Origin of the sequence: Variovorax beijingensis, assembly GCF_003951285.1 — a bacterium.
In the GTDB taxonomy this organism is placed as follows: domain Bacteria; phylum Pseudomonadota; class Gammaproteobacteria; order Burkholderiales; family Burkholderiaceae_C; genus Variovorax; species Variovorax beijingensis.
The window spans coordinates 128165-150730 of sequence record NZ_RXFQ01000003.1; the positions used below are offsets into that span (position 1 = coordinate 128165).

Here is a 22566-nt window from a genome sequence, read left to right on the forward strand (position 1 = left end):
CCGACGATGTAGATGATGGAATTCACGCGAGGACTCCTCGTTGTTGACGACAGCTTCAGCATTGCGCCCGGGGTGTCTGGTTGCTGTCGGCGAGTGGCGGCCCGTGCTGTAGGACTTGCCAAGGCCCGATCGACCGCATGCGCCGTGCCGGCGCGCCTCAGGCGGCCGGCTTGCGGCGGGGCTCGGGGCCCAGCGCCTGCTCGAGCAGCCAGAGCATCGCCGCGCGGACGTCGTCCGCGTTGGCGCCGGCATCGATCTCGAGCGCGGCCCGGTCGAACGCGGCCGAGAGCAGCCGGGCGAGCGCATCGAGCGGCACCTCTTCCTTGCCCGCCCTGGCCCTTTCCAGCCCCTGGCGCAGCGAGTTCGCCGAGGTGGCCTCGTCGATGGCCATGATTTCCGCCAGGCCCAGCACGGCCGGGCCCTCGATCAGCAGCAGCCGCGTGCGGCCCGGCACGGTCATGGCGTCCAGGTAGGCCTTGCTGCCCTCGGCCAGCGCCTCGCGCGGCGTCAGCTGCCCGGGTGTGGCCGCCTCGATGCCGGCCGCCACGGACTCGGCCTCGCGCACCAGCACCTGCCGGAACAGGTCGCGCTTGTCCACGAAGTGGTGGTACAGCGCGCCGCGCGTGATTCCGGCGGCCACGGCAATCTCGGGGGTCGACGTGTCGCCGTAGCCCTTGCTGACAAAGAGGCCTCGCGCCGCCTCGACCAAGGCGAGCCGGGTGGTTTCCGTGCGTTCACGGTTGGTTCTGGACGGGGGCGTGGCGCTTGTTTTGGGCATTTGCATACAGGCTGTCTGTAGGTTAATATGGAAACTTACATGCAGTCTGTATGCTAATTGAAAGGACCGATGCCATGAAGGTGACAAGCTACTACCCGGTGATCATGACCAACGACGTGGCCGCTACGGCCCGCTTCTACCAGTCGCACTTCGGCTTTGTGCCGCTGTTCGCGAGCGACTGGTATGTGCATCTGCAGCTCGAAGGCGAGCCCTCGGTCAACCTGGCGGTGCTGGATGGCCGGCACGAGACGATTCCCGCCGCTGCGCGCGGACAGGTGGCGGGCGGCCTGCTGCTCAATTTCGAGGTGGACGACCCCGACGCGGTGCACGACCGTCTCGCGGCCGCGGGCCTGCCGATCCTGCTGCCGCTGCGCGACGAAGATTTCGGCCAGCGCCACTTCATCACCAGCGATCCGAACGGCGTGCTGATCGACATCGTCAAGCCGATCCCGCCGAGCGCGGAGTTCGCCAGGCTCTACGAGGCCGGCGCGCTTCCGGCCTGAGGCGGCCCTGCGCTGATCAGGCGCGCAGGGCTTGGTCGTCCTCTTCTTCGAGCGAGTCGCCCAGGAAGCCGCCGCTCTGGTGCGCCCACAGCCGCGCATAGAGCCCGCCTCGGGCCATCAGCGTGCGGTGGTCGCCTTCTTCCACCACGCGGCCTTCGTCGAGCACGATGAGCCGGTCCATGGCCGCGATGGTCGACAGCCGGTGCGCGATCGCGATCACGGTCTTGCCTTCCATCAGCCGGTAGAGGCTCTGCTGGATGGCGGCCTCCACCTCGGAGTCGAGCGCGCTGGTGGCCTCGTCGAGCAGCAGGATCGGCGCGTCCTTGAGCATCACGCGCGCAATGGCCACGCGCTGGCGCTGGCCGCCCGACAGCTTCACGCCGCGCTCGCCCACATGCGCCTCGTAGCCGCGCCGGCCGCTGGCATCGCCCAGGGTCTGGATGAAGTCGTGCGCCTCGGCGCGCCGCGCGGCGGCTTCGATCTGGGCCGGCGTGGCATCGGGCCGGCCGTAGGCGATGTTGTCGGCCACCGAGCGGTGCATCAGCGAAGTGTCCTGCGTGACCATGCCGATGTGGCTGCGCAGCGAATCCTGCGTCACCTGCGCGATGTCGCGCCCGTCGATCAGGATGCGGCCGCTCTCCAGGTCATGGAAGCGCAGCAGCAGGTTGACCAGCGTCGACTTGCCCGCGCCCGATCGGCCGACCAGGCCGATCTTCTCGCCCGGGCGCACCACCAGGTTCAGGTCGTCGATGACGCGGCGGCCCGCATCCGCATAGCGGAAGCTCGCGTGCTCGAAGCGCACCTCGCCGCGCGGCACCTCGAGCACGCCGGCATCGGGCGCGTCGAGCACGGTGCGCGGGCGCGACAGCGTCTTCATGCCGTCCTGCACGGTGCCGATGTTCTCGAACAGGCTGGTCATCTCCCACATGATCCAGTGCGACATGCCTTGCAGGCGCAGCGCCATCGCGGTGGCCGCCGCCACCGCGCCCACGCCCACCGTGCCGTTCGACCAGAGCCACAGCGCGGTGCCGGCCATGCCCGCGGTCAGGCCCATGCTGAGCGTGTGGTTGACGATCTCGAAGGCGCTCACCAGCCGCATCTGGCCGTAGCCCGTGTACATGAATTCGCGCATCGCCTCGCGCGCGAAGCCGGCCTCGCGCTGGGTGTGCGAGAACAGCTTGACGGTGGCGATATTGGTGTAGGCATCGGTCACGCGCCCCGTCATCAGCGCCCGCGCATCGGCCTGCGCCTTGCCCACCTTGCCCAGGCGCGGCACGAAGTACATCAGCGCACCCGCATAGAGCACCAGCCAGACGATGAAGGGCAGCACCAGCTGCACGTCGAGCACGGTCACGAGCACGATGATGGTCACCACGTACACGCCCATCGCCACCACCACGTCGGCCAGCACGAACAGGGTGTCGCGCACCGCCAGCGCGGTCTGCATGACCTTGGCCGTGATGCGGCCCGCGAACTCGTCCTGGTAGAAGGCCATGCTCTGGCCCAGCATCACCCGGTGGAAGTTCCAGCGCAGGCGCATCGGCAGGTTCACCGCCAGCGTCTGGTGCTTGACGATGGTCTGCAGCGCGACCACGCCGATGCTGATCACCAGCAGCGCGGCCAGCCACGCCAGCGTGTCGCCGCGCTCGGCCCACAGCCGCGACGGCACCTGGCCGCCGAGCCAGTCGACGATGCGCCCGAGGATCGCGAACAGCAGCGCCTCGAAGCCCGAGATGACCGCGGTGAGCGCCGCCATGACGGCCATCTTGAGGCGCAGGCCCTGGGTGCAGGCCCACAGGAAGGCGAAGAAGCCCGTCGGCGGAGGCGCCGGTTCGGCCGCGGGATAGGGATGGAGGAGTTTTTCGAAGAAACGGAACAAGGCGTGCGGTCTCCAGGGGAAGCCGCGACTTTAGCCCGGGGTGGCATGTCCTTGCCCCGAAAGGGTGCGTTCCGGCGTCATTCGCCCAGAATGCAGAACCAGTGCCAGCGCACCACGCGGTGCCCGCAGTAGCGGTCGATGACGCGTGCAGCCAGTTCCTGGTTGCCGTACATGTCCGAACGCCTGTCGACCCAGACCATGGCCTCGTAGAGGTCATCCGAGTCGCCAGTCAGGTCGAACTTGTCCAGCAAGGCATTGGAGAGTGCCCAGTTTGAAAATTCGTCGCCGCTCGCCGCCTGGTTGCGCAGCAGATCGAGCCTGGACTGCGCCACGGCAATGAACGGCTCTGCCGCGGCTGCCCGTGCAGGCTTGCCCGGTGGCGTGACGCTGACGGCCGGACTGTTCATCGCGAAGGTCAAGAGAACGCCGGAGACAACCGCCCCTGTAGCGAAGGACGCGATGAGCTGCGTCCGCTTGGAGAGGCGACGCATGATGGCGGCTCCTGCTGCGGACAGGCATCGAACGGTACGATCGAACATGGCAAACCCTCTTCTTTTCAATATTGGTGCGCGAGCGTAGGCGGTCACCGCAGCCGCCGCGTCATCGGAAGCGATGACGGGGGCATGCGACCGCTCAATCCGCCAGGCGCGTCTGGTGCCGCGTCGGAGGTGTCGAGTGGTGCAGCAGGCGCAGCAGATCCCCCTGCCTGGAGGTGCCGGTCTTGGAGTAGATCCTCTGCAGGTGGGTGCGAATGGTCGGCTCGCCCACGCCCAGCATGCCGGCGGCCTCGATGCCGCCGAGGCCTTGCGACAGCGCCATCAGCACGCGCAGTTCACCGCCGGTGAGCCCATGCAGCCGTCCAAATGCCTCCCCAGGCATCAGCGGCGGCTGAACAGGGTCCTGGATGAACACGGCAACACTCGCCGCGAATGGTGCGAGGATTCCGGCGCGCCGGCCATCGGCAATCGGCAGCACGGTGGCGACGTAGCCTCCGCCGGTTCCATCGGGGATTCCGATCGCATGATCCTTGGCGCGCATGTCGGCACCCTCACGGCCTGAATCCTGGATCGCCTGCGCCAACGCGGCACGAGCGGCCGGATAGGCCGGGAACAACCGGTTGTTGACCAGGCGCATCGCCGTGCCCGACTTGACCTGCCGCTCGGCCGCAGTGTTCATATACACGACGTGGCCGTCGCGCGCCGCCAGGAACACGCCGGCCGCCAGTCCATCGAGGGTCCTCTTCAGCACCTCGGAATTCAGCACCTGGATGTCGAGCGCATCGGAAATCGCCAGGGCGCGGCAGACATGCGGCGCAAGGAGCTTGAACAGGCCAAGGTCGCTTTGCTGGTAGTGCGGCGACTTGCCGCTGCGCGACGCGTGCAGGGACGCCATGCGCCCGCCGGTGCGCAAGGCCGGAAACCAGATGATGTCGAGCACGCCGTATGGCTGCAGGACTTCGCGGTAGAAAAGGCTGTCATGCAGATGGAAACGCTCCATCGACAGCGCGCTCACGTCTCCGATGTTCGAGAGGACATCGGCCGCGGCCATCGGGCTCTCGGCGTACCGGGCGCCGAGTTTCTGCAGAAACTCCGGCTCATAGCCGAAGACGTACAGCTGGTCGTTCCGGATCTGCTTCAGGTCGTGCACGCAGATGCCGCCCGCGGCGCTGTCGCAACGCTGCGCAATCTTTGCGCATGTTGCGGCCCACCGCTGCGGGTCGAGGGAGCAGTCGTAGATCGCACCGATCAGCTCCGACAGCTCGGCGGCGGGAATCTGTTCCGGGGCCGTCATCGCACACGGTCCCGAAGCGATGCCCGGACCGGGGGCACAAGGTCCGCCGAATGCCATACGATGCGGGGCTGATTCATCGACGGATCGTAGGCAGGCGGGCTGCGTCGCGTAATAACCTAAACAGGTGACCCATTGAATGCAGGAGTTGCGTCCCCCGCCCAGCCTTCAATGAACGATGGCACCGAGCAAATCTACGCCCTGTGGGACAAGCTCGCGAACTACCCCATCGGCGATGGCGATGAAGCGCTCGAGCATCTGCTGTGCAGCCTCTGTTCGATCTTCGGCGCGCACAACGCACTCTGGTCGGTGGTCGTGCGGCTGCCAAGCCCCGCGTTGGGCGACGCATTGAACGGCTGGCGTCCTCTCTTCGTCCGGCTCCTGCGGCCTTTGCCGCCGATTGCCGCTTCGGTCCAGGAGCAGTTCGACACCTTGTGGTCGCCGTCCGTCGACCTCTCGCAGATCCTTGCCGTAGCCGGCGAGGAACCGTTCCGCATCCAGCGCCTGTTCGAAGCGCTGCCTCCCGAGTGGTTCAGCGGTCCGCACTACCAGCGCCACTACCTTGCCATCGGACACGCGGACAGCATGTCGATGCGTTGCGCCATCAACGACGATGTGCGGGTGCACCTTTTCATTTTCCGAAGCACGGAAGCTCCCCGGTTCTCATCAGCGGACAAGAATCCTTTCGGCCTGGCGCTTCGCGGGCTGCGCTGGTTCTATCGCCAGCAATTGCTCAGCCACGGACTCCTCATCGCGAATGCGCCGCTCACCGCAATGGAGCGAAGGGTCTTGCTGGGATTGCTCGAGGGAAAGGCGGAGAAAGTGATTGCAGGCATCCTGGGCCAAAGCCCGAATACGACGCACATCCACGTGAAGTCGATCTATGCCAAGTTCGGCGTCCACAACCGGGCGGCGCTGACCTCGCTCTGGCTCGGGCGCCTGCCCGAAGCCCGCTGATCGAACATCGATCGATAGTGCGGCGATCTCCCGCGTCATTGTTTCCGATGACTCCTTGAGCGTGCGATCTCCCTAGGCTCGGGACCTCGCCGTTCCGCGTGGGAAGACGTCACACGCGATTCCAACCCAGGAGTTGACCATGAACATGAGCCGAATCTTCCCGCTCCCGCTGTCGACCGACCCAGCCAAGGTGCCCAGCCCGTCCATGCGCGGCACTTTCACGCGTGCTGCCTGCGCTCTTGTGCGGCGCTGCGGTGCCGAAACAGCCGACCCGCGAGAACGCTACCTCGCGCAATCGGTCAATCCTGAAGACCTCGAGAACCGCATGCGTGAATGGGAAGCGTACGAAGCCCGCCTGCGATGCCTTCCCCCCGCACTGTGAGGGTTTCCTGTCTTTCGATTCCCTGAGGGGAAATGTCTGCAGCTACAGTCGATGCAACGCCTTCAAGGAGCATCGGCTTGACCCACGACACCACCCCCTCGCGCATGCCCACGTACTTCATCTCGCACGGCGGCGGCCCCTGGCCCTGGATGAAGAAGGAAATGGGTCCCACCTACGACCAGCTGGCCGCGGCGCTGGCCGACATGCCGCGCCAGATCGGCCGCACGCCGGACGCCATCCTCATGGTGTCGGCCCATTGGGAGGCGCCGGTCTTCACGGTGCAGGGCAACCCTCGGCCGCCGATGATCTACGACTACGGCGGCTTTCCCGCCCACACCTACGAAGTGCGCTACGACGCACCGGGCTCGCCCGAACTGGCGCGGCGCGTGCAATCGCTGCTCGAGGCGGCGGGGCTGCCCGCGGCCATCGACCCCGAGCGCGGCTTCGACCACGGCATGTTCTCGCCCATGAAGGCGATGTACCCCGATGCCGGCGTGCCGGTGGTGCAGCTGTCGCTGCGCCGCGGACTCGATCCGGCGGAGCACCTGGCGCTCGGCCGCGCGCTCGCGCCGCTGCGCGACGAGAACGTGCTCATCGTGGGCAGCGGCCTGAGCTATCACAACCTGCGCAACTTCGGCCCGCAGGCGCACGGCGCGTCCAAGGCCTTCGGCGACTGGCTCGACCACGCCGTGCAGTCTGCGCCGCAGGAGCGCGTGCAGCGGCTGCAGGATTGGGCGGCGGCCCCATCGGCCCGCATGGCGCATCCGCGCGAGGAGCACCTGATCCCGCTGATGGTGGCGGTCGGCGCGGCCGAGCAGGAGCCGGGCGAATGCGTCTATCACGAAGAGGCCTTCATGGGCGGACTGGTGGTGTCGAGCTACCGCTTCGGCGCTGGCGCCAGCTGAAAAGGCCGCGCCTTGGCAGAATCGGGCGATGCCTTCCATTCCCGATCCAGATCTCAATACAGAAGCCCGCCTCCTGATCGAACGCATCGCCGCGAGCGGCACGCGCCATGACGTGGTGCACGGCGGCGTCCGCGTCTCTTGGCGCCGCTTCGGCGGTGCAAGCGCCCATGCGCCGCTGGTGCTGCTGCATGGCGGCCACGGCAGCTGGATGCACTGGCTGCGCAACGTCGAGGCGCTCTCGGCCGGGCGCACGCTGTGGCTGCCCGACATGCCCGGCTTCAACGATTCCGATGCGCCGCCGCGCGCAGCGCCCGGCGAAGATCCGCTCGGCCCGCTGCTCGATGCGCTGGGCGGATCGCTGGACCAGCTGATCGGCGCGGGCACGCCCATCGACCTGGGCGGCTTCTCCTTCGGCGGGCTCACTGCCGCGCGCTTCGCGGTGCGGCGCGGCGCCATCCGGCGCCTTGCGCTCGTGGGCAGCGGCGGCCACGGCACGATGCGGCGCATGGCGGTGGAGATGATCAACTGGCGCGCCGCGCCCGACCGCGGGCAGGAACGCGCCGCGCTGCTGCACAACCTGGCCGCGCTCATGCTGCACGACAAGGCCGCGATCGACCCGGTGGCCTTCGAGATCCACGACATCTCCTGCCACGGCACGCGCTTTCGCAGCAAGGAGGTGTCGCAGGCGGGCGGCCTGCAGGCCGCGCTCGACACGCTGGGCGGGCCGCAATTGCTGCTCTGGGGCGAGTACGACGTCACCGCCGATCCGCGGCCGCTGGTGGCGCAGCTCACGGCCGGCCATCCGCAGCGCGAAGGCGTGGTGATCGCAGGGGCAGGGCATTGGGCGCAGTACGAGCGCGCCGATGAATTCAACCGGCTGCTGCTGCGCTTCCTGGGCTGAGCTCCGGGGCCATTCATCGAATCTTAAAAAGCCTAAAGAGTTATTAAAGCCTCAGGGTCAGCATCCGGCGGCGAGGCGGCGATGCCGCTTCGAACCTTCGACCTTTCACCCTGAGGATCCTGATGAAGAAGCAAACCCGCCTTGCCGCCCGAGGCCCCCGTTTCCATGGCCGCTCGGCCTTCGCGGCAATCGCCGTAGGCGCCATCTCCGCCACCTGCATGCCCCTCGCCTGGGCACAGTCGGGCGACGAGAAATTCCAGGCCGGGGGCTCGCAATGGGGCCTCGGTATCGCGGCGGGCATGGACCGCAAGCCCTACCGTGAATTCGACGACAAGGCGGTCGTCATCCCCATGGTCACCTACGAGAACCGCTGGGTCAGCGTTGCGGGCCCGAGCCTCGACCTGAAGCTCCCTTCCGCCGGCCCGGTGTCGTTCCGGCTGCGTGCGCGCTACGCGTCCGACGGCTACGAGGCCGAAGACTCCCCCTACCTGGCCGGCATGGACGAGCGCAAGGCCAGCATCTGGCTTGGGGGCGCTGCGATCTGGCGCAACGAGTTCGCCAACTTGTCGGCCGAGCTGCTGGCCGATGCCTCCGGGCACAGCAAGGGCACCCGGTTCAAGCTGCAGGTCGACCGCCGCTTCACCTCGGGTGCCTTCAGCTTCACGCCGCGGCTCGCGGTGCATTGGGCCGATCGCAAGTACGTCGACTACTACTATGGCGTGCGCGCAGCGGAGTCCCGCCCGGACCGCGCCCGCTACGAAGGCGACGCCGCCGCGAACGTCGAACTGGGACTGCGCGTGGACTACGCCGTGGCGCCGAAGCAGACCCTCTTCCTGGATCTCAGCGGCACCAGCCTCGGCAGCGGCATCAAGAACAGCCCGCTGGTCGGCCGATCGAGCCAGACCGGCGTGCGCGTCGGCTACCTCTACAGGTTCTGAAGCGGAAGAGCCCCGGCGGAGCCCAGCGCCGGAAACACCACGCGAATGCCGAGGCCGCGGCCGTCGAGCCCGGCGCCGGTCTCGATCGCTGCGCGATGCACCTCGGCGATGCCCGCCACCAGCGACAGCCCGATGCCGCTGCCGCGCGACGGCGTGCCCGCCACGCGGTGAAAGCGCTTGAAGATCGCGGCGCGCTCCGCGGCCGGCACGCCCGGGCCGTCGTCGGCCACCTCGAGGTAGACGCGCCGGGCCTCGTCGGCTTCGGTGCCCGCCGCGTGGCCGCAGCTCACGCGCACGCGGCCGCCCTTGGGCGTGTAGCGCAGCGCGTTGTCCACCAGGTTGCGCAACAGGATGCCGATCTCGTCGATGTCGCAGCGGATGGTGCAGGGCCGCGCGTCGAGCAGGATGGTGCGCGCGTGCTGGAGCGCATGCACGTCGAACTCGTTCGCCACGTGCATCACGAGCGCACCCAGGTCGGCCGGCGCATGCTGCGGCGCGTTGGCGCCCGCATTGAGGCGCGCCAGGTCGAGCAGCTGCTCCGACAGGCGCGTGCTGCGCTCGGCCACGGCGAGCAGCTTGGCGAGCGCCACGTCCTTCTCGGCCGCGGTGGGGGCGCGCAGTGCGATCTGGGCCTGCGCCTGCAGCGCCGAGAGCGGCGTGCGCAGCTCGTGGGCCGCGTCGCCGATGAAGCGGCGCTCGCCCTCGACCGCCTCGTCGAGCTGCCGCAACGCATGGTTGAACGACGCGACCAGCGGATGCAGTTCGCGCGGCAGCGGCGCCGGAGAGAGCGGCGTGAGGTCGAAGCTGCGCCGCTGGCGCATCTGCTCGCCCAGCGCCAGCACCGGCTTGAGCGAACGCCGCACCACGAACCACATCAGCGCGCCCACGAGCAGCAGCAACAGCGTGTTGATGACCAGTGCGGTCATCGCGTCCCCGCGCAGTTCGGCGTCCACCACGCTGTGCAGGTTGCCCACCTGCACGTGCACGCGGCCGGTCTTGTCCGAGACGGAGTAGACGCGCCATCGCGCGCCGGCGATCACGCTGGTGGCCGCGCCGCCCGCGAAGCCGGGCCGCAGTGGGGTATCGGGCGCGCCGGGCGAGCGCACGAGCAGGCGGTCGTCATCGAGCCAGATCTGGAACGCGAGCGCGTCGCTCTCGGGCAGCGCCTCATCGCGCAGCTGAAGGCCGTTGGGGCGCGGCCGCAGCCCCTTGAGCTTGTCTTCGCCGGGAATGGTCAGCAGGATGCGCGTGGCGATGGTCTGGAGCTTGTCGTCCCAGATGCTGTTCCTGTTGTGCGTGAGATAGACGAACAGCACCGCGAGCGCCACCGCCCAGCACAGCGCGATGGTCGCGGCGATCACCATGATCATCCGCGCCTGCAGCGAGTTCAGCCTCATGGACGCGGCTGGCCCACCACGTAGCCGTGCCCGTGCACGGTCCGGATCAGGTCGTCGCCGAGCTTGCGGCGCAGCTGGTGAATAAACACCGCGATGGTGTTGCTCTCGACCGCGCTCGCGCTGCCGTAGACGGCGTCCTGCAGATGGTCGCGCGTGACCACGTGGCCGGGCCGCTCGAGCAGTGCCAGCAGCGTGCGGTATTCGTGCGCGCTCAGCGTCACCTCGACGCCGGCCTTCGACACCACGCGGCGGCTGCGGTCGACCTCGATGTCGCCGTGCGAGAACACCGGGATCACGCGGCCCTGGCTGCGCCGGATCACCGAGCGCACGCGCGCCCAGAGCTCGTCGAACTGGAAGGGCTTGACGATGTAGTCGTCGGCGCCCGCGTCGAGCCCGTGGATGCGCTCGCTGAGCTGGCCGCGCGCGGTCAGCATCAGCACGGGCGTCGGGTCGTAGCGGCCGCGCATCGCGCGCAATACCGAAAGCCCCGACTCGCCGGGCAGCCCGATGTCGAGCAGCACAGCGGCATAGGCATGGTCGATCAGCGCGAGCCGGGCCGCGGGCGCATCGCAGACATGGTCAATGGTCCAGCCACCCTGGCGCGCGCCGTCGCACACCGCCTCTCCCAGCATGGCATCGTCTTCGACCAGGAGCAGGTGCATGGGGTGATGTGGGTGTGGCGGCGGGAAGCAGTGCGGATGATGCCCCAGAGTTTTTAATATCTTTTTAAGTTCGAGCTTCGCTATTGCTTCGCCAGCCCCAGCTTGCGGATGATGTCGCCCCACTGCTCGTAGGTCGCGCGCGTGAGCTCGGCCAGTTGCGCGGGGCTCGACGACTCGGCCTCGTAGGCGCCCTGGCGGAAGAAGTCGCGCGTGGCGGGCATCGCGAGCACCTGCGCGAGCGCGGCGTTGAGCCGGGCGACCACGGGCGCCGGCATGCGCGCGGGGCCGTAGAAGCCGAGCCAGCTCGGCATGTCGACCCCGCTCACGCCCTGCTCGGTCATCGTGGGCACGTCGGGCAGCATCGCGCTGCGCCTGGGCGCTGCCACCGCGAGCATGCGGACCTTGCCGGTGGCGGTGTTCTGGATCGCGTTGGGCGCCGCGTCGAAGTAGTACTGCACGCGGCCCGCGAGAAAGTCCTTCGCGGCATCGGCGCCGCCCTTGTAGGGCACGTGCACCACGTCCAGCCCCGCCTGCTTCGCAAAGGCCTCGCCGTAGATGTGCGACGAGGTGCCGGTGCCGAAGGAGGCATAGCTCATCTTGCCCGGGTTGGCCTTGATATGGGCCACCAGCTCCTGCACCGTGCGCGCGGGCACGCTGGCGTGCACCGTGAGCACCAGCGGACCGCGCGCGCCGAGCGAGATGGGCGTCAGATCCTTGAACGGATCGTAGCGCACCTGCGCGAGGGTCTGCGGGTTCTGCGCCACCACCGAAGAGGGCGCGTACATCATCGTGTAGCCGTCGGGCGCGGCGCGAATCACTTCCTCGGTGGCCAGGATGAAGCTCGCGCCCGGCCGGTTCTCCACGATGACCGGCGTCTGCAGCACCTCGCCGAGCTTGTTGGCGACGAAGCGCGCCTGCGCATCCGAGGCGCCGCCTGCCGCAAGGCCGAGCACGATGCGGATGCTGCGGCCCTTCTCGGGGAAGGCCGCGGGCCCGGCAGCGAGCGCGGCGCACGGCAGCGCGGCCGCGCCGAGTGCGAACCCGAGCCACGCGGCAACGCGCCGGCGGCCGATGGAGGAATGCGGCGAGGCGTTCATTGCTTCGCCAGCCCGACCTGCTGCACCATCGCGCCCCAGCGCTCGTAGGTCGAGCGCGTGACGCCGGCGAACTCCTCGGGCGTGCTTGCCCCGGCTTCGTAGCCGCCGCTGCGGTAGAACTCGCGCACCTGCGGCATCGCCAGCACCTGCGTGAGCGCGGCGTTGAGCTTCGCGACCACCGGCGCGGGCATGTGGGCCGGCCCGTAGAAGCCGAGCCAGCTCGGCAGGTCGAGGCCCGCCAGGCCTTGCTCCGCGAAGGTCGGCACCTCGGGCAGCGCGGCGATGCGCGCGTTCGCGGCAATCGCCAGGATCTTCACCTTGCCGGTGCCCGAGGTGATGATGGCCGAGGAGGCCGAATCGAACATGTACTGCACGCGGCCGCCGATCAGGTCCTTGGCCGCGTCCGAGCCGCCCTTGTAGGGAATGTGCACCGCGTCGATGCCGGCCTTCTTCACGAAGGCCTCGCCGTAGATGTGCGACGAGGTGCCCGCGCCGAACGAGGCATAGCTCACCTTGCCGGGGTTGGCCTTCACGTAGGCGATGAGCTCCTTCACGTTGTGGGCCGGCACGGTGGTGCTCACCGACAGCACCAGCGGACCGCGGCCGCCCATCGAGATGGCGGTGAAGTCCTTGAACGGGTCGTAGGGCACCTGCGAGAAGGTGTGCGGGTTCTGCGCCATGGTCGAGGAGGGCGCATAGAGCAGGGTGTAGCCGTCCGGCAGCGCGCGCGCCACCTCGCTCGCTGCCAGCATGGTGCTGGCGCCGGGCTTGTTGTCGACGATCACGCCGGTGCCCAGCACCTCGCCGAGCTTCTGCGCCACGATGCGCGCCTGCGCATCGGTGCCGCCGCCGGCCGTGAAGCCCACCACGATGCGGATCGGCTTGCCGCCGCGCACGGGAAAGTCTTGCGCCAGCGCCAGGGGCGCCACGCCCAGGAGGGCCGCCACGCCGAGCGCAGCGCCGAATGCGCGGCGGGTGCCGCAGGGTTTCTTCATTGGTGTCTCCGTTGGAATGTTCTTCTTATATTGATTTAGAAAACCATAAAAATCCACATTGACTAGGGAATACCCCGAAGAAATGCCTTTTTCAGACTTTTATGTTTGACAAAATGAACATTGAAATCAAAATACGACGAAACAGCCCATCCAAGACACTCATCCATGAAAACTGTCGTCCGCACCGACGAGCGCATCCTGTCCTCCGACATCTTCGACCGCGACAGCCGCGTCAAGCGTCCTGACCACGGCACCTGGGCCGAGCCCGGCAAGGACATTCCGGTCTACCACCGCTGCGGCGTGCTGGTGGTGGGCGGCGGGCCGTCGGGCACCGCGGCCGCCGCAGCCGCCGCGCGCGCTGGGGCCGACGTGGCGCTGCTCGAGCGCTACAACCACCTGGGCGGCCTTTCCACCGGCGGCCTCGTGATCTGGATCGACCGCATGACCGACTGGGAAGGCCAGCTCGTGATCCGCGGCTTTGCCGAAGAGCTGTTCGACCGCCTGCCGGCCGATGCCATCGCCGGACCCGCGCGCGAGGACTGGGGCTCGCAGGACGCGGCCAAGGCCGCGCACTGGTCGCAGCGCACGGCCGCCTACCACGGCGTGGTCACATGGTCGCCCACCATCGACCCGGAGCGCCTCAAGCTGCTGTCGCAGGAGATCGTGCTGGAGCGCAAGGTCAAGCTCATCTACCACTCGTGGGCCGCGATTCCGATCGTGCAGGACGGCGCGGTAAAGGGCGTGGTGTTCGAGAGCAAGGAAGGCCGCATGGCGATCATGGCCGACGTGGTGGTCGACGCCACCGGCGACGGCGACCTGTTCGCGCGCGCCGGCGCGGCTTTCGTGAACGACATTGAGGAGGCCGACGTGCACCACTGCATGAACACCTCGTGGCTGTTCGGCGGCGTGGACATGAACCGCTGGATCGAGTTCAAGGCCGGCCAGCCCGAGGCGTTCAGCGCCTTCATGGCGCGCGGGCGCGAAGCGTGCGGCCTGTTCGAGCGGCCCTTCGTCTCGTGGCGCAACGACGTGGCGCTGTTCATGGGGCCGCGGCAGTCGGGCTACTCTGCGCTCGACGTGGACGACCTCACGGCCGTCGAAGTGCGCTCGCACCGCGCCATGGCCGCGCACCTGGACTACTTCAAGGCGCATGCGCCGGGCTTCGAGGATGCGTACCTCATGCTGAGCGCGCCGCAGATCGGCGTGCGCCATGCGCGGCGCCTCTGCGGCGTGGGCGCGGTGCTGCGCAGCCAGTGGCCCGACGGCGTGGCGCTGGCCGACGAGGTGGGCGTGACGCCCGCGGTGTCGCCGAAGTTTCCGAACATCTCCATTCCCTACGGCGCGCTGGTGCCGCAGCAGCTCGATGGCCTGCTGGCCTGCGGGCGCCACATTTCGTGCGACCGCAACTCGCACGGCTTCATGCGCGAGATTCCGCAATGCTGGATCACCGGCCAGGCCGCGGGCGTGGCGGCGGCGCTGGCCTCGCGGGGCGGCATCGAACCGCGCTTCGTCGACGTGGGCGCGCTGCAGTCGGCGCTGCTCGCGCAGGGCGTGTACCTGCGCGCCGGCGCCGGGCAGGGCGCGCAGGCGTGGGCCGCGGCCGAAGCCGGTACCTGAAACGCATGAACCCGGCCGACGCGCTTTCGCCAGCCTCTACATTGCAGAGTCTTGCAAAGGGTTCCTCCATGTCCACTGACAAAAACGACACCTCTTTTTCCGCGGCCGATGCCGCCGACGCGCGCGGCGACCGCGCCGACACCGTGAGCGCGCTGGAACGCGGCATCTCGGTGCTGCGCTGCTTCAGCGAGGCGCGTCCCGTGCTGGGCCATGCCGACATCGCGCGCATGACCGGCATCCCGCGGCCGACCGTCAACCGGCTCGTCGCCACGCTGCTCTCGCTGGGCATGCTCAAGGCCGCGCAGGTGGCCGACCGCTTCATGCTCGGGCCGGGCGTGGTGTCGCTGTCGCGCGTGTTCCTCGGCAGCCTCGACGTGCGCGCCGCCGCGCGGCCCAGCATGCAGGCGATGGCCGAAGAGGTGGGCGCCTCGGTCTACCTCGCGATACGCGACGGCATGGAGATGGTGCTGATCGAGGCCTGCCGGCCGCGTTCGTCGATGCTCTCGGCGCGGCTCGATGTGGGCTCGCGCGCGCCGCTGGCCAACTCGGCCCTGGGCCGCGCCTACCTTTCGGCGCTGCCCGAGGCGCAGCGCAACCAGCTGGTCGATTCGATGCGCCTCCTGCGCGGCCCCGAGTGGGACAGCATTGCGCCCGGCATGACGCGCGCCATCGGCGAAGCCAGGCGGCTGGGCTACTGCCTTTCGCTTGGCGAGTTCCACCGCGAGATCAACTCGGTGTCGGTGCCGCTCATCGGGCCCGACGGCGAGGTGATGGCGCTCAACGGCGGCGGCGCGGCCTTCGTGTTCACCGAGGAGCGCCTGCGCAACGAGCTCGCACCGCGCCTGCACGACATCGCGCTCACCATCGCGCGCGACATCGGCGGCCACGTGCCCACGCCCTTGCCGGGTTAGCCCGGCCAATCCTCACGACCCCACGACACATAAAAACGGAGACACAGGGCCATGCACCTGAGCGATGAAGAAAAAGCCATGATGGACGGCCGGGACGGACCGGCCGTGCAGAAGGCGATGGACCTGCTGATGCGCTACGGTGAAGCGCTGGGCGCCGAGCGGCTGGTGGAAACGCGCAACGTCTGCGCCACCATCACCTCGACCACGCCGTTCCAGCGCGATTTTGCCCTGGCCAAGGGCGGCGGCATGGATGCGGTGTTCTCCGAGTTCAGCCTCGACAGCCAGGAGACCGTGGAGATTCCGAAGTTCAAGGTCTTCACCAGCCACCTGCAGTTGGGCTTCGACCCCGGCCAGCCCGAGCGCATGGGCGTGAGCGAGGAGATCGTGCAGTTCTACAACAAGAGCGAGCGCCATGCGGCGGGCCTGGGCGCGCAGATCATGAACACCTGCACGCCCTACCAGGTCGGCAACATTCCGACGCGCGGCGAGCACTGCGCGTGGATGGAGTCGTCGGCCGTGGTGTATTGCAACTCGGTGCTCGGCGCGCGCACGAACACCGAAGGGCGCGAGAGCACGGGCGCCGCCATGCTCACGGGCCGCATTCCCTACTGGGGCTACCACCTCGACGAGAACCGCCATGCCACGCACGTGGTCGAGCTCGACGTCGAAGTCGAGTCGGTGCAGGACTGGGGCCTGCTGGGCTACTACATCGGCGAGCATGTGCAGGAGCGCGTGCCGGTGGTGCACAGCCGGCGCGGCATCGGCCGCGTGCCCAACCTGCCGCGGCTCAAGCATTTCGGTGCGGCGGCTTCGTCTTCGGGCGGCGTGGAGATGTACCACATCGCCGGCATCACGCCCGAGGCGCTGACGCTCGAGCAGGCGCTGGGCGGCCGCGCGCCGGTGGAGGTGCTGCGCTTTGGCGAAACCGAGCGCCGCGCCACCTACGAGAAGATCAACGCGACCGGCAAGGACGCCGAGGTGCAGTACGTGATGCTCGGCTGCCCGCACTACACCATCGAGCAGATCTGGGAGGCCGCGCAGCTCATCGAGGGCCGCCGCGTGCACCCCGATTGCGAGCTGTGGATCTTCACGCCGCGCGCCATCAAGTCGCTGGCCGACCGCAACGGCTACACGAAGATCATCGAGGACGCGGGCGGCATCCTCATGACCGACAGCTGCTCCGCCATGAGCCGCGCCGTGCCCAAGGGCACGAAGACCGTGGCGCTCGATTCGGCCAAGCAGGCGCACTACCTGCCCGCGATCCTCGGCGTGCAGGCGTGGTTCGGCAGCACGGCGGAGTGCATCGATGCGGCGTGTACGGGGCGGTGGAATGGAGGTATGCAATGAGGCTCGCTTTCCGGACTTTCTCCCTCCCCTTCCGGGGGAGGGCAGGGGTGGGGGCATGCGGCGCATCCGTCGAGCGCTCTGCCAGCCCCCATCCCAACCTTCCCCCAGAGGGGGAAGGAGCAAAACCATGAGCGTGATCGCAGACAACACATCCACGCTCGTGATCCGCGGCCGCAAGGTGGTCGGCGGCGTGGCCGAAGGCGAGGCACTCGTCACGCGCGACCGCATCTCGGGCTGGGGCGGCATCGATCCGCGCACCGGCACCGTCATCGAGACGCGGCACGAACTGCGCGGCCAGAGCTTCGCGGGCAAGGTGCTGGTGTTTCCAGGGGCGAAGGGCTCGTCGGGCTGGTCCGCGATGTTCCACATGACGCGGCTCATGAACTCGGCGCCCGCGGCGTTCCTGTTCAACGAGATGACCACCAAGATGGCGCTGGGCGCCGTGGTCACGCATTCGCCCTCGATGACCGATTTCGAGCGCGACCCGCTCGAGTGCATCGCGACCGGCGACTGGGTGCGCGTCGACGCCGACCGCGGCGTGATCGAGATCACCAAAAAGAACAAACCTGGAGACCGTCCATGACCACCCGTCCCCTGCGCAGCAATTTCCCGCGCGGTTCGTACCTCTGGTCGGTGCGCAACGCCCACTGGCGCGCGCTCGGAATTCCGGAAGAGGATTGCGAGAAGCCGAAGATCGCCATCGTCAACAGCTCGTCGGAACTGGCGGCGTGCTTCAGCCACCTCGACAAGGTGGCGGCGGAAATCAAGACCGCGATCCGCGCCGCCGGCGGCGTGCCCTTCGAGATCCGCACGGCCGCGCCCAGCGACTTCATCACCGGCGCGGGCGCGCGCGGCGCCTACATGCTCGGCGCGCGCGACCTCGTGACCAACGACATCGAGGTGGCCGTCGAGGGTGCGCAGCTCGACGGCATGGTCTGCCTCACCTCGTGCGACAAGACCGTGCCGGGCCAGCTCATGGCGGCCGCGCGGCTCAACATTCCGACCCTGCTCGTGCCCTGCGGCTACCAGCCCAGCGGTGAATATCGTGGCAAGCACATGGACATCGAGGAAGTGTTCATCGGCGCGATGCATGCGGTCACGGGCCACTTGCCGGTGGAAGAACTCGTGGGCATGAGCCGCGAGGCGATCCGCGGTCCGGGCGTGTGCTCGGGCCTGGGCACGGCCAACTCGATGCACATCGTGTGCGAGGCGCTCGGCATGGCCTTGCCGGGCAGTGCGCCGGTGGCCGCGCTGAGCCAAAAGATGATGGCCGACGTGCGCGCCGCCGGCACGCGCATCGTGCAGATGGTGTGGGACGACCTCAAGCCGCGCGACATCCTCACGCCCGGCGCCTTTGCCAACGCGGTGCGCGCGGTGCTGGCCATCGGCGCTTCGCTCAACACGGCCAAGCACCTGCAGGCCGTGTCGACCGAAGGGGAGTGCGGCGTCGACGTGTACGGCCTGTTCGAAAGCCTCGGCCCGAAGACGCCGGTGCTGGCCGGCGTGCGGCCGATCGGCGAGCACAGCATCGAGGCCTTCGAGGCAGCGGGCGGTTGCCGCGCGCTGATGAAGCAACTCGCGCCCTTGCTCGACACCGGCGCGCTGACCGTCACGGGCGGCACGGTCGCCGACAACCTGCGCGGTGCCGAAGTCGCCAGCGCCGAGGTGATCCGCCCCATCGACCGCCCGGTCGCGCCGCATCCCGCGATCGTGCTGCTGCGCGGCAACCTCGCGCCCGAGTCGGGCCTGATCAAGACCGGCATCGTGGAGCGCAAGGTGCGCAGCTTCACCGGGCCGGCCGTGTGCTTCTGGACATCCGATGCCGCCATCGCGGCGCTCAAGAAGGGCGAGATCGCACCGGGCCAGGTGGTGGTGATGCGCGGCGCCGGCGCCTGCGGCGGCCCGGCGATGGGCGGCGGCGCCTCGCGCGTGGTCTTCGCGATCGATGGCGCGGGCCTGGGCGACCAGGTCGCGATCCTGACCGACGGGCATCTCTCGGGCCTGGTCTGCAAGGGGCTGGTGGTGGCCGAGGTGTCGCCCGAAGCCGCGCTCGGCGGGCCGCTCGGGCTGGTGCGCGATGGCGACGTGATCACCATCGATCTCGATGCGCGCCGCCTCGACATCGCATTGACCGATGCGGAACTCGCCGCACGCCGCGCCGACTGGCAGGCGCCCCCGCCGGCCTTCGACACCGGCTGGCTGCAGCAGTACCGGCGCAACGTGAGCCCGCTCTCGAAGGGCGCCGTGCTCGTGCGCACCGAACGCCCCGAGCCCTAGGCCTTTTTCACCCGGCTTCGCCAACCGGCGCGCACCCCCGCGCGCACCCGGTGGCGCAGCCCTGCGCGCGTTCCCGAGTTTTTCAACCAAGAGAAGAAGCAGGAGACAAAAAACCATGAAGAGATTTCTGATGGGATCGGCACTGGCGCTGGCCGGCAGCGGCGCGGCGCACGCGCAATCCAGCGTCACCGTGTTCGGCGTGATGGACCTCGGCGTGCAGTACACGAAAGGCGAGGGCGGCGGCTCGGTCAAGGCGCTGTCGAACGGCGGCCTTTCGACCAGCCGGCTCGGATTCCGCGGCACCGAAGACCTGGGCGGCGGGCTGCGCGCGGGCTTCTGGCTCGAAGGCAGCCTGAACCCCGACACCGGCACCGGCCGGCCGAGCAACAGCAACAACCAGGCGAGCGGCGCGGGCACGGCGGGGCCGATCGCCTTCGACCGCATGTCCTTCGTGAGCCTGTCGCACCAGAAGTTCGGCGAACTGCGCCTGGGCCGCGACTTCATTCCCACGCACTACAACAGCATCTACTTCGATCCCTTCAACGCCAACGGCGTGGCGCGCGCAGGCAACCTCACGTTCGCGGGCGCGGGCACCGGGCCGCTGCCCACCGGCATCACGGGCAGCAACACCGTGAGCTACTGGCTGCCGGCCGGGCTCGGCGGCTTCTACGGCATGGCGATGATCGGCACCGGCGAGAACGACTCCACCGCACCCAACCGCGACGACGGCAACTTTGCCGGTGCGCGCTTCGGCTTTGCCGCGGGCGCGTTCGACATTGCGGCGGCCGTCACGCGCTCGCACTTCAACGCCACCGCCGCCATCGGCAACTACACGCATGCCAACATCGGCGGCACCTGGGACGCGGGCTTTGCGAAATTCTTCGCGCTCTACAACAAGGTGACGGTGAGACTCGCGGCCGGCACGGTGCGCAAGAACACGGCCGAGATCGGCGCGCACATTCCGGCCTTCGAGGTCGGCCGCATCCGCCTGAGCTACGCCTACCTGGACGACCGCAGCGACGAGAGCCTGCGCAACGTCAACGGCATGCCGCGCAACCGCGACGACGCGCGCCAGTTCGGCATCGGCTACGTGCACAACCTCTCCAAGCGCACCGCGCTTTACGGCACCTATGCGCGGCTCATGAACGGCGGCCAGGCGCGCTACGTGGTGAGCGGCGGCGTGGCGCCGGCGGGCGGGCGCCGCTCGTCGGGCTGGGAGTTCGGCGTGCGGCATCTCTTTTGACTGAAGAAGGAGCAACGACATGCGACGCAGAAACCTGACGCTGGCGGCCCTTGCGGCCGGCGGCACGCTGGCCATGCTGCCGGGCGCGGCGGCATGGAGTGCCGAGGGCAGCTATCCGGACAAGCCGCTGCGCCTGATCGTCGGCTTTGCGCCCGGCGGCGGCGCCGACGCGCTCACGCGCATCATTGCGGAGGGGCTGTCGAAACAGCTCGGCCAGCAGGTGATCGTGGAGAACCGGCCGGGCGCCGACGGCGTGCTCGCGGCGCAGGCCACCTCGTCGGCCAAGCCCGACGGCTACACCTTGCTGATGGGCACCAACACCGCGATGGTGGCGGCGCCCACGCTGCGGCCCACGCCACCCTACGACCCGTTCAAGGCCTTCACGCCGATCAGCTCGGCCGGCCAGTTCTCGATGTTCCTGGTGGTGCCATCGAGCCTGCCGGTGAAGAGCGTGAACGAGCTGCTCGCCATGGTGGCGGCCAGGCCCGGCGCCTACAACTCGGCATCGAGCAACAGCGCGTCGGAACTGGCCATGCTGCAGCTCCTGGGCGAGCGCAAGGTGGTCAACGCGCGCTACAAGGGCGACATGCAGGCCATGACCGACCTGCTGGGCGGGCAGATCCACATGATGTTCACCACCGGCACGCTGGCGCCGGGATTCGTGAAGGAAGGGCGCATCCGCGCGCTGGCCACGCTGCTGCCGCAGCGCAGCGCCTTGCTGCCCGACGTGCCCACGGGCGGCGAGCTCGGGCTGGGCAAGCTCACCATCACGCCCTGGGCGGGCTTCTTCGGGCCGCCGGGGCTGCCGCAGGCGATCACCGACAAGCTGTCGCAGGAACTGCAGAACACGCTGAAGCGGCCCGACGTGCATGCGCAGCTGGTGCAGCAGGGCTTCGAGGGCTACGGCATGAGCCCCGCGAAGTTCGCCGAATTCTTCCGCGCGCAGTACGAGGCCTTCGGCGCCACCGTGCGGCAGCACAACGTGAAGTTCGAATAGCCGCGGTGGCGGCTCAGAGCCCGATCGATTCCGCGTTGCGGCGCCAGAACGCCGCATCGGGGAACGCGCCGGCGCCGGCCGCGGCGTTGTCGGCCATGTGCTCGGCGCGGCTGGTGCCGGGAATGGTGCAGGTCACGGCCGGGTGGCTCAGCACGAACTTCAGCAGCACCTGCGCCCAGCTCGTGCAGCCGATCTCGCCGGCCCAGGCGGGCAGCGGCTTGCCGCGCAGCCGGCGCAGCAGGCCGCCGCCGCCGAAGGGCATGTTGACGATCACCGCCACGCCGCGCTCGGCCGCGAGCGGCAGCAGGCGCTCCTCGGCCTCGCGCGCGTCGAGCGAATAGTTGATCTGCAGGAAGTCGAGCTTCTCGGCGCGCAGCACGGCCTCGACTTCGCGGTAGGCCGAGGCCGTGTAGTGCGTGATGCCGATGTAGCGCACGCGGCCTTTCTCTTTCCAATTGCGCAGGGTGGAGAGATGGGTCTTCCAGTCCATCAGGTTGTGCACCTGCATCAGGTCCATGCGCTGGGTGCGCAGCCGCGCGAACGACTGCTCCATCTGCGCGATGCCGGCCTCGCGACCCGAGGTCCAGACCTTGGTGGCGAGAAAGGCCTTGTTCTCGCGTGGCCTCGATGCGGCGGCCAGCAGCTCGCCGGTGGTTTCCTCGGAGCGGCCGTACATCGGCGAGCTGTCGATCACCGTGCCGCCGGCCGCGAACAGCGCGTCGAGCACGCCGGGCAGGCGCTGGTATTCGTCGGTGCCGGGGCGCTGGTCGAAGCCGATCCAGGTGCCGCAGCCGACCACCGGCAGGGCTTCTTGCGTGGAGGGGATGGGGCGGGTGTTCATCTTCAGACTGCCTTGCTGCGCGGATGCGGGGGGAAGCGCCGCGCCGGCGCACAGCGCCATGCCCAGCCGCAGCAGCCGGGCGCGCGTGAGAAAAAGACCGTTTGCCGGCAGGGTCACGGGAGAAAAAGTCCTTCGGGGGTGCTTGCCGTTC

Annotated in this window: 22 protein-coding genes; 13 read left to right on the forward strand and 9 right to left on the reverse strand. The window is 68.8% G+C overall.

Annotated features, from left to right (window positions below; genetic code table 11):
* Positions 1–157 precede the first annotated feature (157 nt).
* Positions 158–778, reverse strand: coding sequence for a TetR/AcrR family transcriptional regulator (locus EJO66_RS06070; protein ID WP_164547775.1), 621 nt, complete (start codon positions 776–778; stop codon positions 158–160).
* A 74-nt stretch (positions 779–852) separates the two neighbouring features.
* Between EJO66_RS06070 and EJO66_RS06075 the strand changes: the two genes are divergently transcribed.
* A complete protein-coding gene (locus EJO66_RS06075; RefSeq protein ID WP_124958185.1) occupies positions 853–1281 on the forward strand; it encodes a VOC family protein in 429 nt (142 codons plus the stop codon).
* Positions 1282–1297: 16 nt separating this feature from the next.
* Here the strand turns inward: EJO66_RS06075 and EJO66_RS06080 are convergent, their stop codons facing one another.
* From EJO66_RS06080 to EJO66_RS06090, 3 genes are all read right to left on the reverse strand, one after another.
* Positions 1298–3160, reverse strand: coding sequence for an ABC transporter ATP-binding protein (locus EJO66_RS06080; RefSeq protein ID WP_124958184.1), 1863 nt, complete (start codon positions 3158–3160; stop codon positions 1298–1300).
* Positions 3161–3237: 77 nt separating this feature from the next.
* Positions 3238–3699, reverse strand: coding sequence for a hypothetical protein (locus EJO66_RS06085; RefSeq protein WP_240648517.1), 462 nt, complete (start codon positions 3697–3699; stop codon positions 3238–3240).
* A 94-nt stretch (positions 3700–3793) separates the two neighbouring features.
* Entirely contained in the window at positions 3794–4951 is a 1158-nt protein-coding gene (locus EJO66_RS06090; RefSeq protein ID WP_124958183.1) for a helix-turn-helix transcriptional regulator, read from the reverse strand.
* Between the two features lie 168 nt (positions 4952–5119).
* Between EJO66_RS06090 and EJO66_RS06095 the strand changes: the two genes are divergently transcribed.
* The 5 genes from EJO66_RS06095 to EJO66_RS06115 all read left to right on the forward strand — a co-directional run bounded on the left by EJO66_RS06095 (position 5120) and on the right by EJO66_RS06115 (position 9031).
* Positions 5120–5905 (forward strand): helix-turn-helix transcriptional regulator, encoded by a 786-nt coding sequence (locus tag EJO66_RS06095; protein ID WP_124958182.1) that lies wholly within the window; start codon positions 5120–5122, stop codon positions 5903–5905.
* A 139-nt stretch (positions 5906–6044) separates the two neighbouring features.
* A complete protein-coding gene (locus EJO66_RS06100) occupies positions 6045–6287 on the forward strand; it encodes a hypothetical protein (protein ID WP_240648518.1) in 243 nt (80 codons plus the stop codon).
* A 77-nt stretch (positions 6288–6364) separates the two neighbouring features.
* Positions 6365–7192 carry a DODA-type extradiol aromatic ring-opening family dioxygenase gene (locus EJO66_RS06105; RefSeq protein WP_124958181.1) on the forward strand — a complete coding sequence of 276 codons (828 nt, stop codon included), beginning with the start codon at positions 6365–6367 and terminating at the stop codon, positions 7190–7192.
* 28 nt (positions 7193–7220) lie between these two features.
* On the forward strand, positions 7221–8093 hold the full coding sequence (locus EJO66_RS06110; protein WP_125964759.1) for an alpha/beta fold hydrolase: 873 nt from the start codon (positions 7221–7223) through the stop codon (positions 8091–8093).
* Between the two features lie 122 nt (positions 8094–8215).
* Positions 8216–9031, forward strand: coding sequence for a MipA/OmpV family protein (locus EJO66_RS06115; RefSeq protein ID WP_125964760.1), 816 nt, complete (start codon positions 8216–8218; stop codon positions 9029–9031).
* On the opposite strand, the gene EJO66_RS06120 is transcribed toward EJO66_RS06115, so the two are convergent.
* The 4 genes from EJO66_RS06120 to EJO66_RS06135 form a co-directional block, all read right to left on the reverse strand.
* Positions 9019–10428, reverse strand: coding sequence for an ATP-binding protein (locus EJO66_RS06120; RefSeq protein ID WP_125964761.1), 1410 nt, complete (start codon positions 10426–10428; stop codon positions 9019–9021). The genes EJO66_RS06115 and EJO66_RS06120 overlap by 13 nt on opposite strands.
* On the reverse strand, positions 10425–11090 hold the full coding sequence (locus EJO66_RS06125) for a response regulator transcription factor (protein WP_125964762.1): 666 nt from the start codon (positions 11088–11090) through the stop codon (positions 10425–10427). The genes EJO66_RS06120 and EJO66_RS06125 overlap by 4 nt, the downstream gene beginning before the upstream one ends.
* 80 nt (positions 11091–11170) lie before the next feature.
* A complete protein-coding gene (locus tag EJO66_RS06130; protein WP_125964763.1) occupies positions 11171–12187 on the reverse strand; it encodes a Bug family tripartite tricarboxylate transporter substrate binding protein in 1017 nt (338 codons plus the stop codon).
* Positions 12184–13182, reverse strand: a complete 999-nt coding sequence (locus EJO66_RS06135; protein ID WP_124958175.1) for a Bug family tripartite tricarboxylate transporter substrate binding protein — start codon at positions 13180–13182, stop codon at positions 12184–12186. Before EJO66_RS06135 ends, EJO66_RS06130 begins: the two co-directional genes overlap by 4 nt.
* Positions 13183–13347: 165 nt before the next feature.
* Between EJO66_RS06135 and EJO66_RS06140 the strand changes: the two genes are divergently transcribed.
* The 7 genes from EJO66_RS06140 (at position 13348) to EJO66_RS06170 (ending at position 21574) form a co-directional block, all read left to right on the forward strand.
* Positions 13348–14799, forward strand: a complete 1452-nt coding sequence (locus tag EJO66_RS06140; protein ID WP_125964764.1) for an FAD-dependent oxidoreductase — start codon at positions 13348–13350, stop codon at positions 14797–14799.
* A 68-nt stretch (positions 14800–14867) separates the two neighbouring features.
* Positions 14868–15710 carry an IclR family transcriptional regulator gene (locus EJO66_RS06145; protein ID WP_124958173.1) on the forward strand — a complete coding sequence of 281 codons (843 nt, stop codon included), beginning with the start codon at positions 14868–14870 and terminating at the stop codon, positions 15708–15710.
* A 51-nt stretch (positions 15711–15761) separates the two neighbouring features.
* Positions 15762–17057: an aconitase X gene (locus tag EJO66_RS06150; protein WP_125964765.1), complete on the forward strand. Its 1296-nt coding sequence runs from the start codon at positions 15762–15764 to the stop codon at positions 17055–17057.
* A 127-nt stretch (positions 17058–17184) separates the two neighbouring features.
* Complete coding sequence (locus EJO66_RS06155) at positions 17185–17640, forward strand: aconitase X swivel domain-containing protein (RefSeq protein WP_125964766.1); 456 nt, start codon at positions 17185–17187, stop codon at positions 17638–17640.
* A complete protein-coding gene (gene ilvD, locus EJO66_RS06160) occupies positions 17637–19334 on the forward strand; it encodes a dihydroxy-acid dehydratase (protein ID WP_124958170.1) in 1698 nt (565 codons plus the stop codon). The genes EJO66_RS06155 and ilvD overlap by 4 nt, the downstream gene beginning before the upstream one ends.
* Positions 19335–19449: 115 nt before the next feature.
* Positions 19450–20577, forward strand: coding sequence for a porin (locus tag EJO66_RS06165; protein ID WP_124958169.1), 1128 nt, complete (start codon positions 19450–19452; stop codon positions 20575–20577).
* Positions 20578–20596: 19 nt separating this feature from the next.
* Entirely contained in the window at positions 20597–21574 is a 978-nt protein-coding gene (locus EJO66_RS06170; protein ID WP_124958168.1) for a Bug family tripartite tricarboxylate transporter substrate binding protein, read from the forward strand.
* A 13-nt stretch (positions 21575–21587) separates the two neighbouring features.
* Here EJO66_RS06170 and EJO66_RS06175 read toward each other — a convergent pair whose 3' ends face one another.
* Positions 21588–22475: an aldo/keto reductase gene (locus tag EJO66_RS06175; RefSeq protein ID WP_223262248.1), complete on the reverse strand. Its 888-nt coding sequence runs from the start codon at positions 22473–22475 to the stop codon at positions 21588–21590.
* Between the last annotated feature and the right edge of the window lie 91 nt (positions 22476–22566).

Coding starts and splice junctions, on each gene's coding strand:
- EJO66_RS06070 (WP_164547775.1), bottom strand. CDS start 778: ATGCCCAAAACAAGCGCCACGCCCCCGTCCAGAACCAACCGTGAACGC.
- EJO66_RS06075 (WP_124958185.1), top strand. CDS start 853: ATGAAGGTGACAAGCTACTACCCGGTGATCATGACCAACGACGTGGCC.
- EJO66_RS06085 (WP_240648517.1), bottom strand. CDS start 3,699: ATGTTCGATCGTACCGTTCGATGCCTGTCCGCAGCAGGAGCCGCCATC.
- EJO66_RS06090 (WP_124958183.1), bottom strand. CDS start 4,951: ATGACGGCCCCGGAACAGATTCCCGCCGCCGAGCTGTCGGAGCTGATC.
- EJO66_RS06095 (WP_124958182.1), top strand. CDS start 5,120: ATGAACGATGGCACCGAGCAAATCTACGCCCTGTGGGACAAGCTCGCG.
- EJO66_RS06100 (WP_240648518.1), top strand. CDS start 6,045: ATGAACATGAGCCGAATCTTCCCGCTCCCGCTGTCGACCGACCCAGCC.
- EJO66_RS06110 (WP_125964759.1), top strand. CDS start 7,221: ATGCCTTCCATTCCCGATCCAGATCTCAATACAGAAGCCCGCCTCCTG.
- EJO66_RS06115 (WP_125964760.1), top strand. CDS start 8,216: ATGAAGAAGCAAACCCGCCTTGCCGCCCGAGGCCCCCGTTTCCATGGC.
- EJO66_RS06120 (WP_125964761.1), bottom strand. CDS start 10,428: ATGAGGCTGAACTCGCTGCAGGCGCGGATGATCATGGTGATCGCCGCG.
- EJO66_RS06125 (WP_125964762.1), bottom strand. CDS start 11,090: ATGCACCTGCTCCTGGTCGAAGACGATGCCATGCTGGGAGAGGCGGTG.
- EJO66_RS06130 (WP_125964763.1), bottom strand. CDS start 12,187: ATGAACGCCTCGCCGCATTCCTCCATCGGCCGCCGGCGCGTTGCCGCG.
- EJO66_RS06135 (WP_124958175.1), bottom strand. CDS start 13,182: ATGAAGAAACCCTGCGGCACCCGCCGCGCATTCGGCGCTGCGCTCGGC.
- EJO66_RS06140 (WP_125964764.1), top strand. CDS start 13,348: ATGAAAACTGTCGTCCGCACCGACGAGCGCATCCTGTCCTCCGACATC.
- EJO66_RS06145 (WP_124958173.1), top strand. CDS start 14,868: ATGTCCACTGACAAAAACGACACCTCTTTTTCCGCGGCCGATGCCGCC.
- EJO66_RS06150 (WP_125964765.1), top strand. CDS start 15,762: ATGCACCTGAGCGATGAAGAAAAAGCCATGATGGACGGCCGGGACGGA.
- EJO66_RS06155 (WP_125964766.1), top strand. CDS start 17,185: ATGAGCGTGATCGCAGACAACACATCCACGCTCGTGATCCGCGGCCGC.
- ilvD (WP_124958170.1), top strand. CDS start 17,637: ATGACCACCCGTCCCCTGCGCAGCAATTTCCCGCGCGGTTCGTACCTC.
- EJO66_RS06165 (WP_124958169.1), top strand. CDS start 19,450: ATGAAGAGATTTCTGATGGGATCGGCACTGGCGCTGGCCGGCAGCGGC.
- EJO66_RS06170 (WP_124958168.1), top strand. CDS start 20,597: ATGCGACGCAGAAACCTGACGCTGGCGGCCCTTGCGGCCGGCGGCACG.
- EJO66_RS06175 (WP_223262248.1), bottom strand. CDS start 22,475: ATGGCGCTGTGCGCCGGCGCGGCGCTTCCCCCCGCATCCGCGCAGCAA.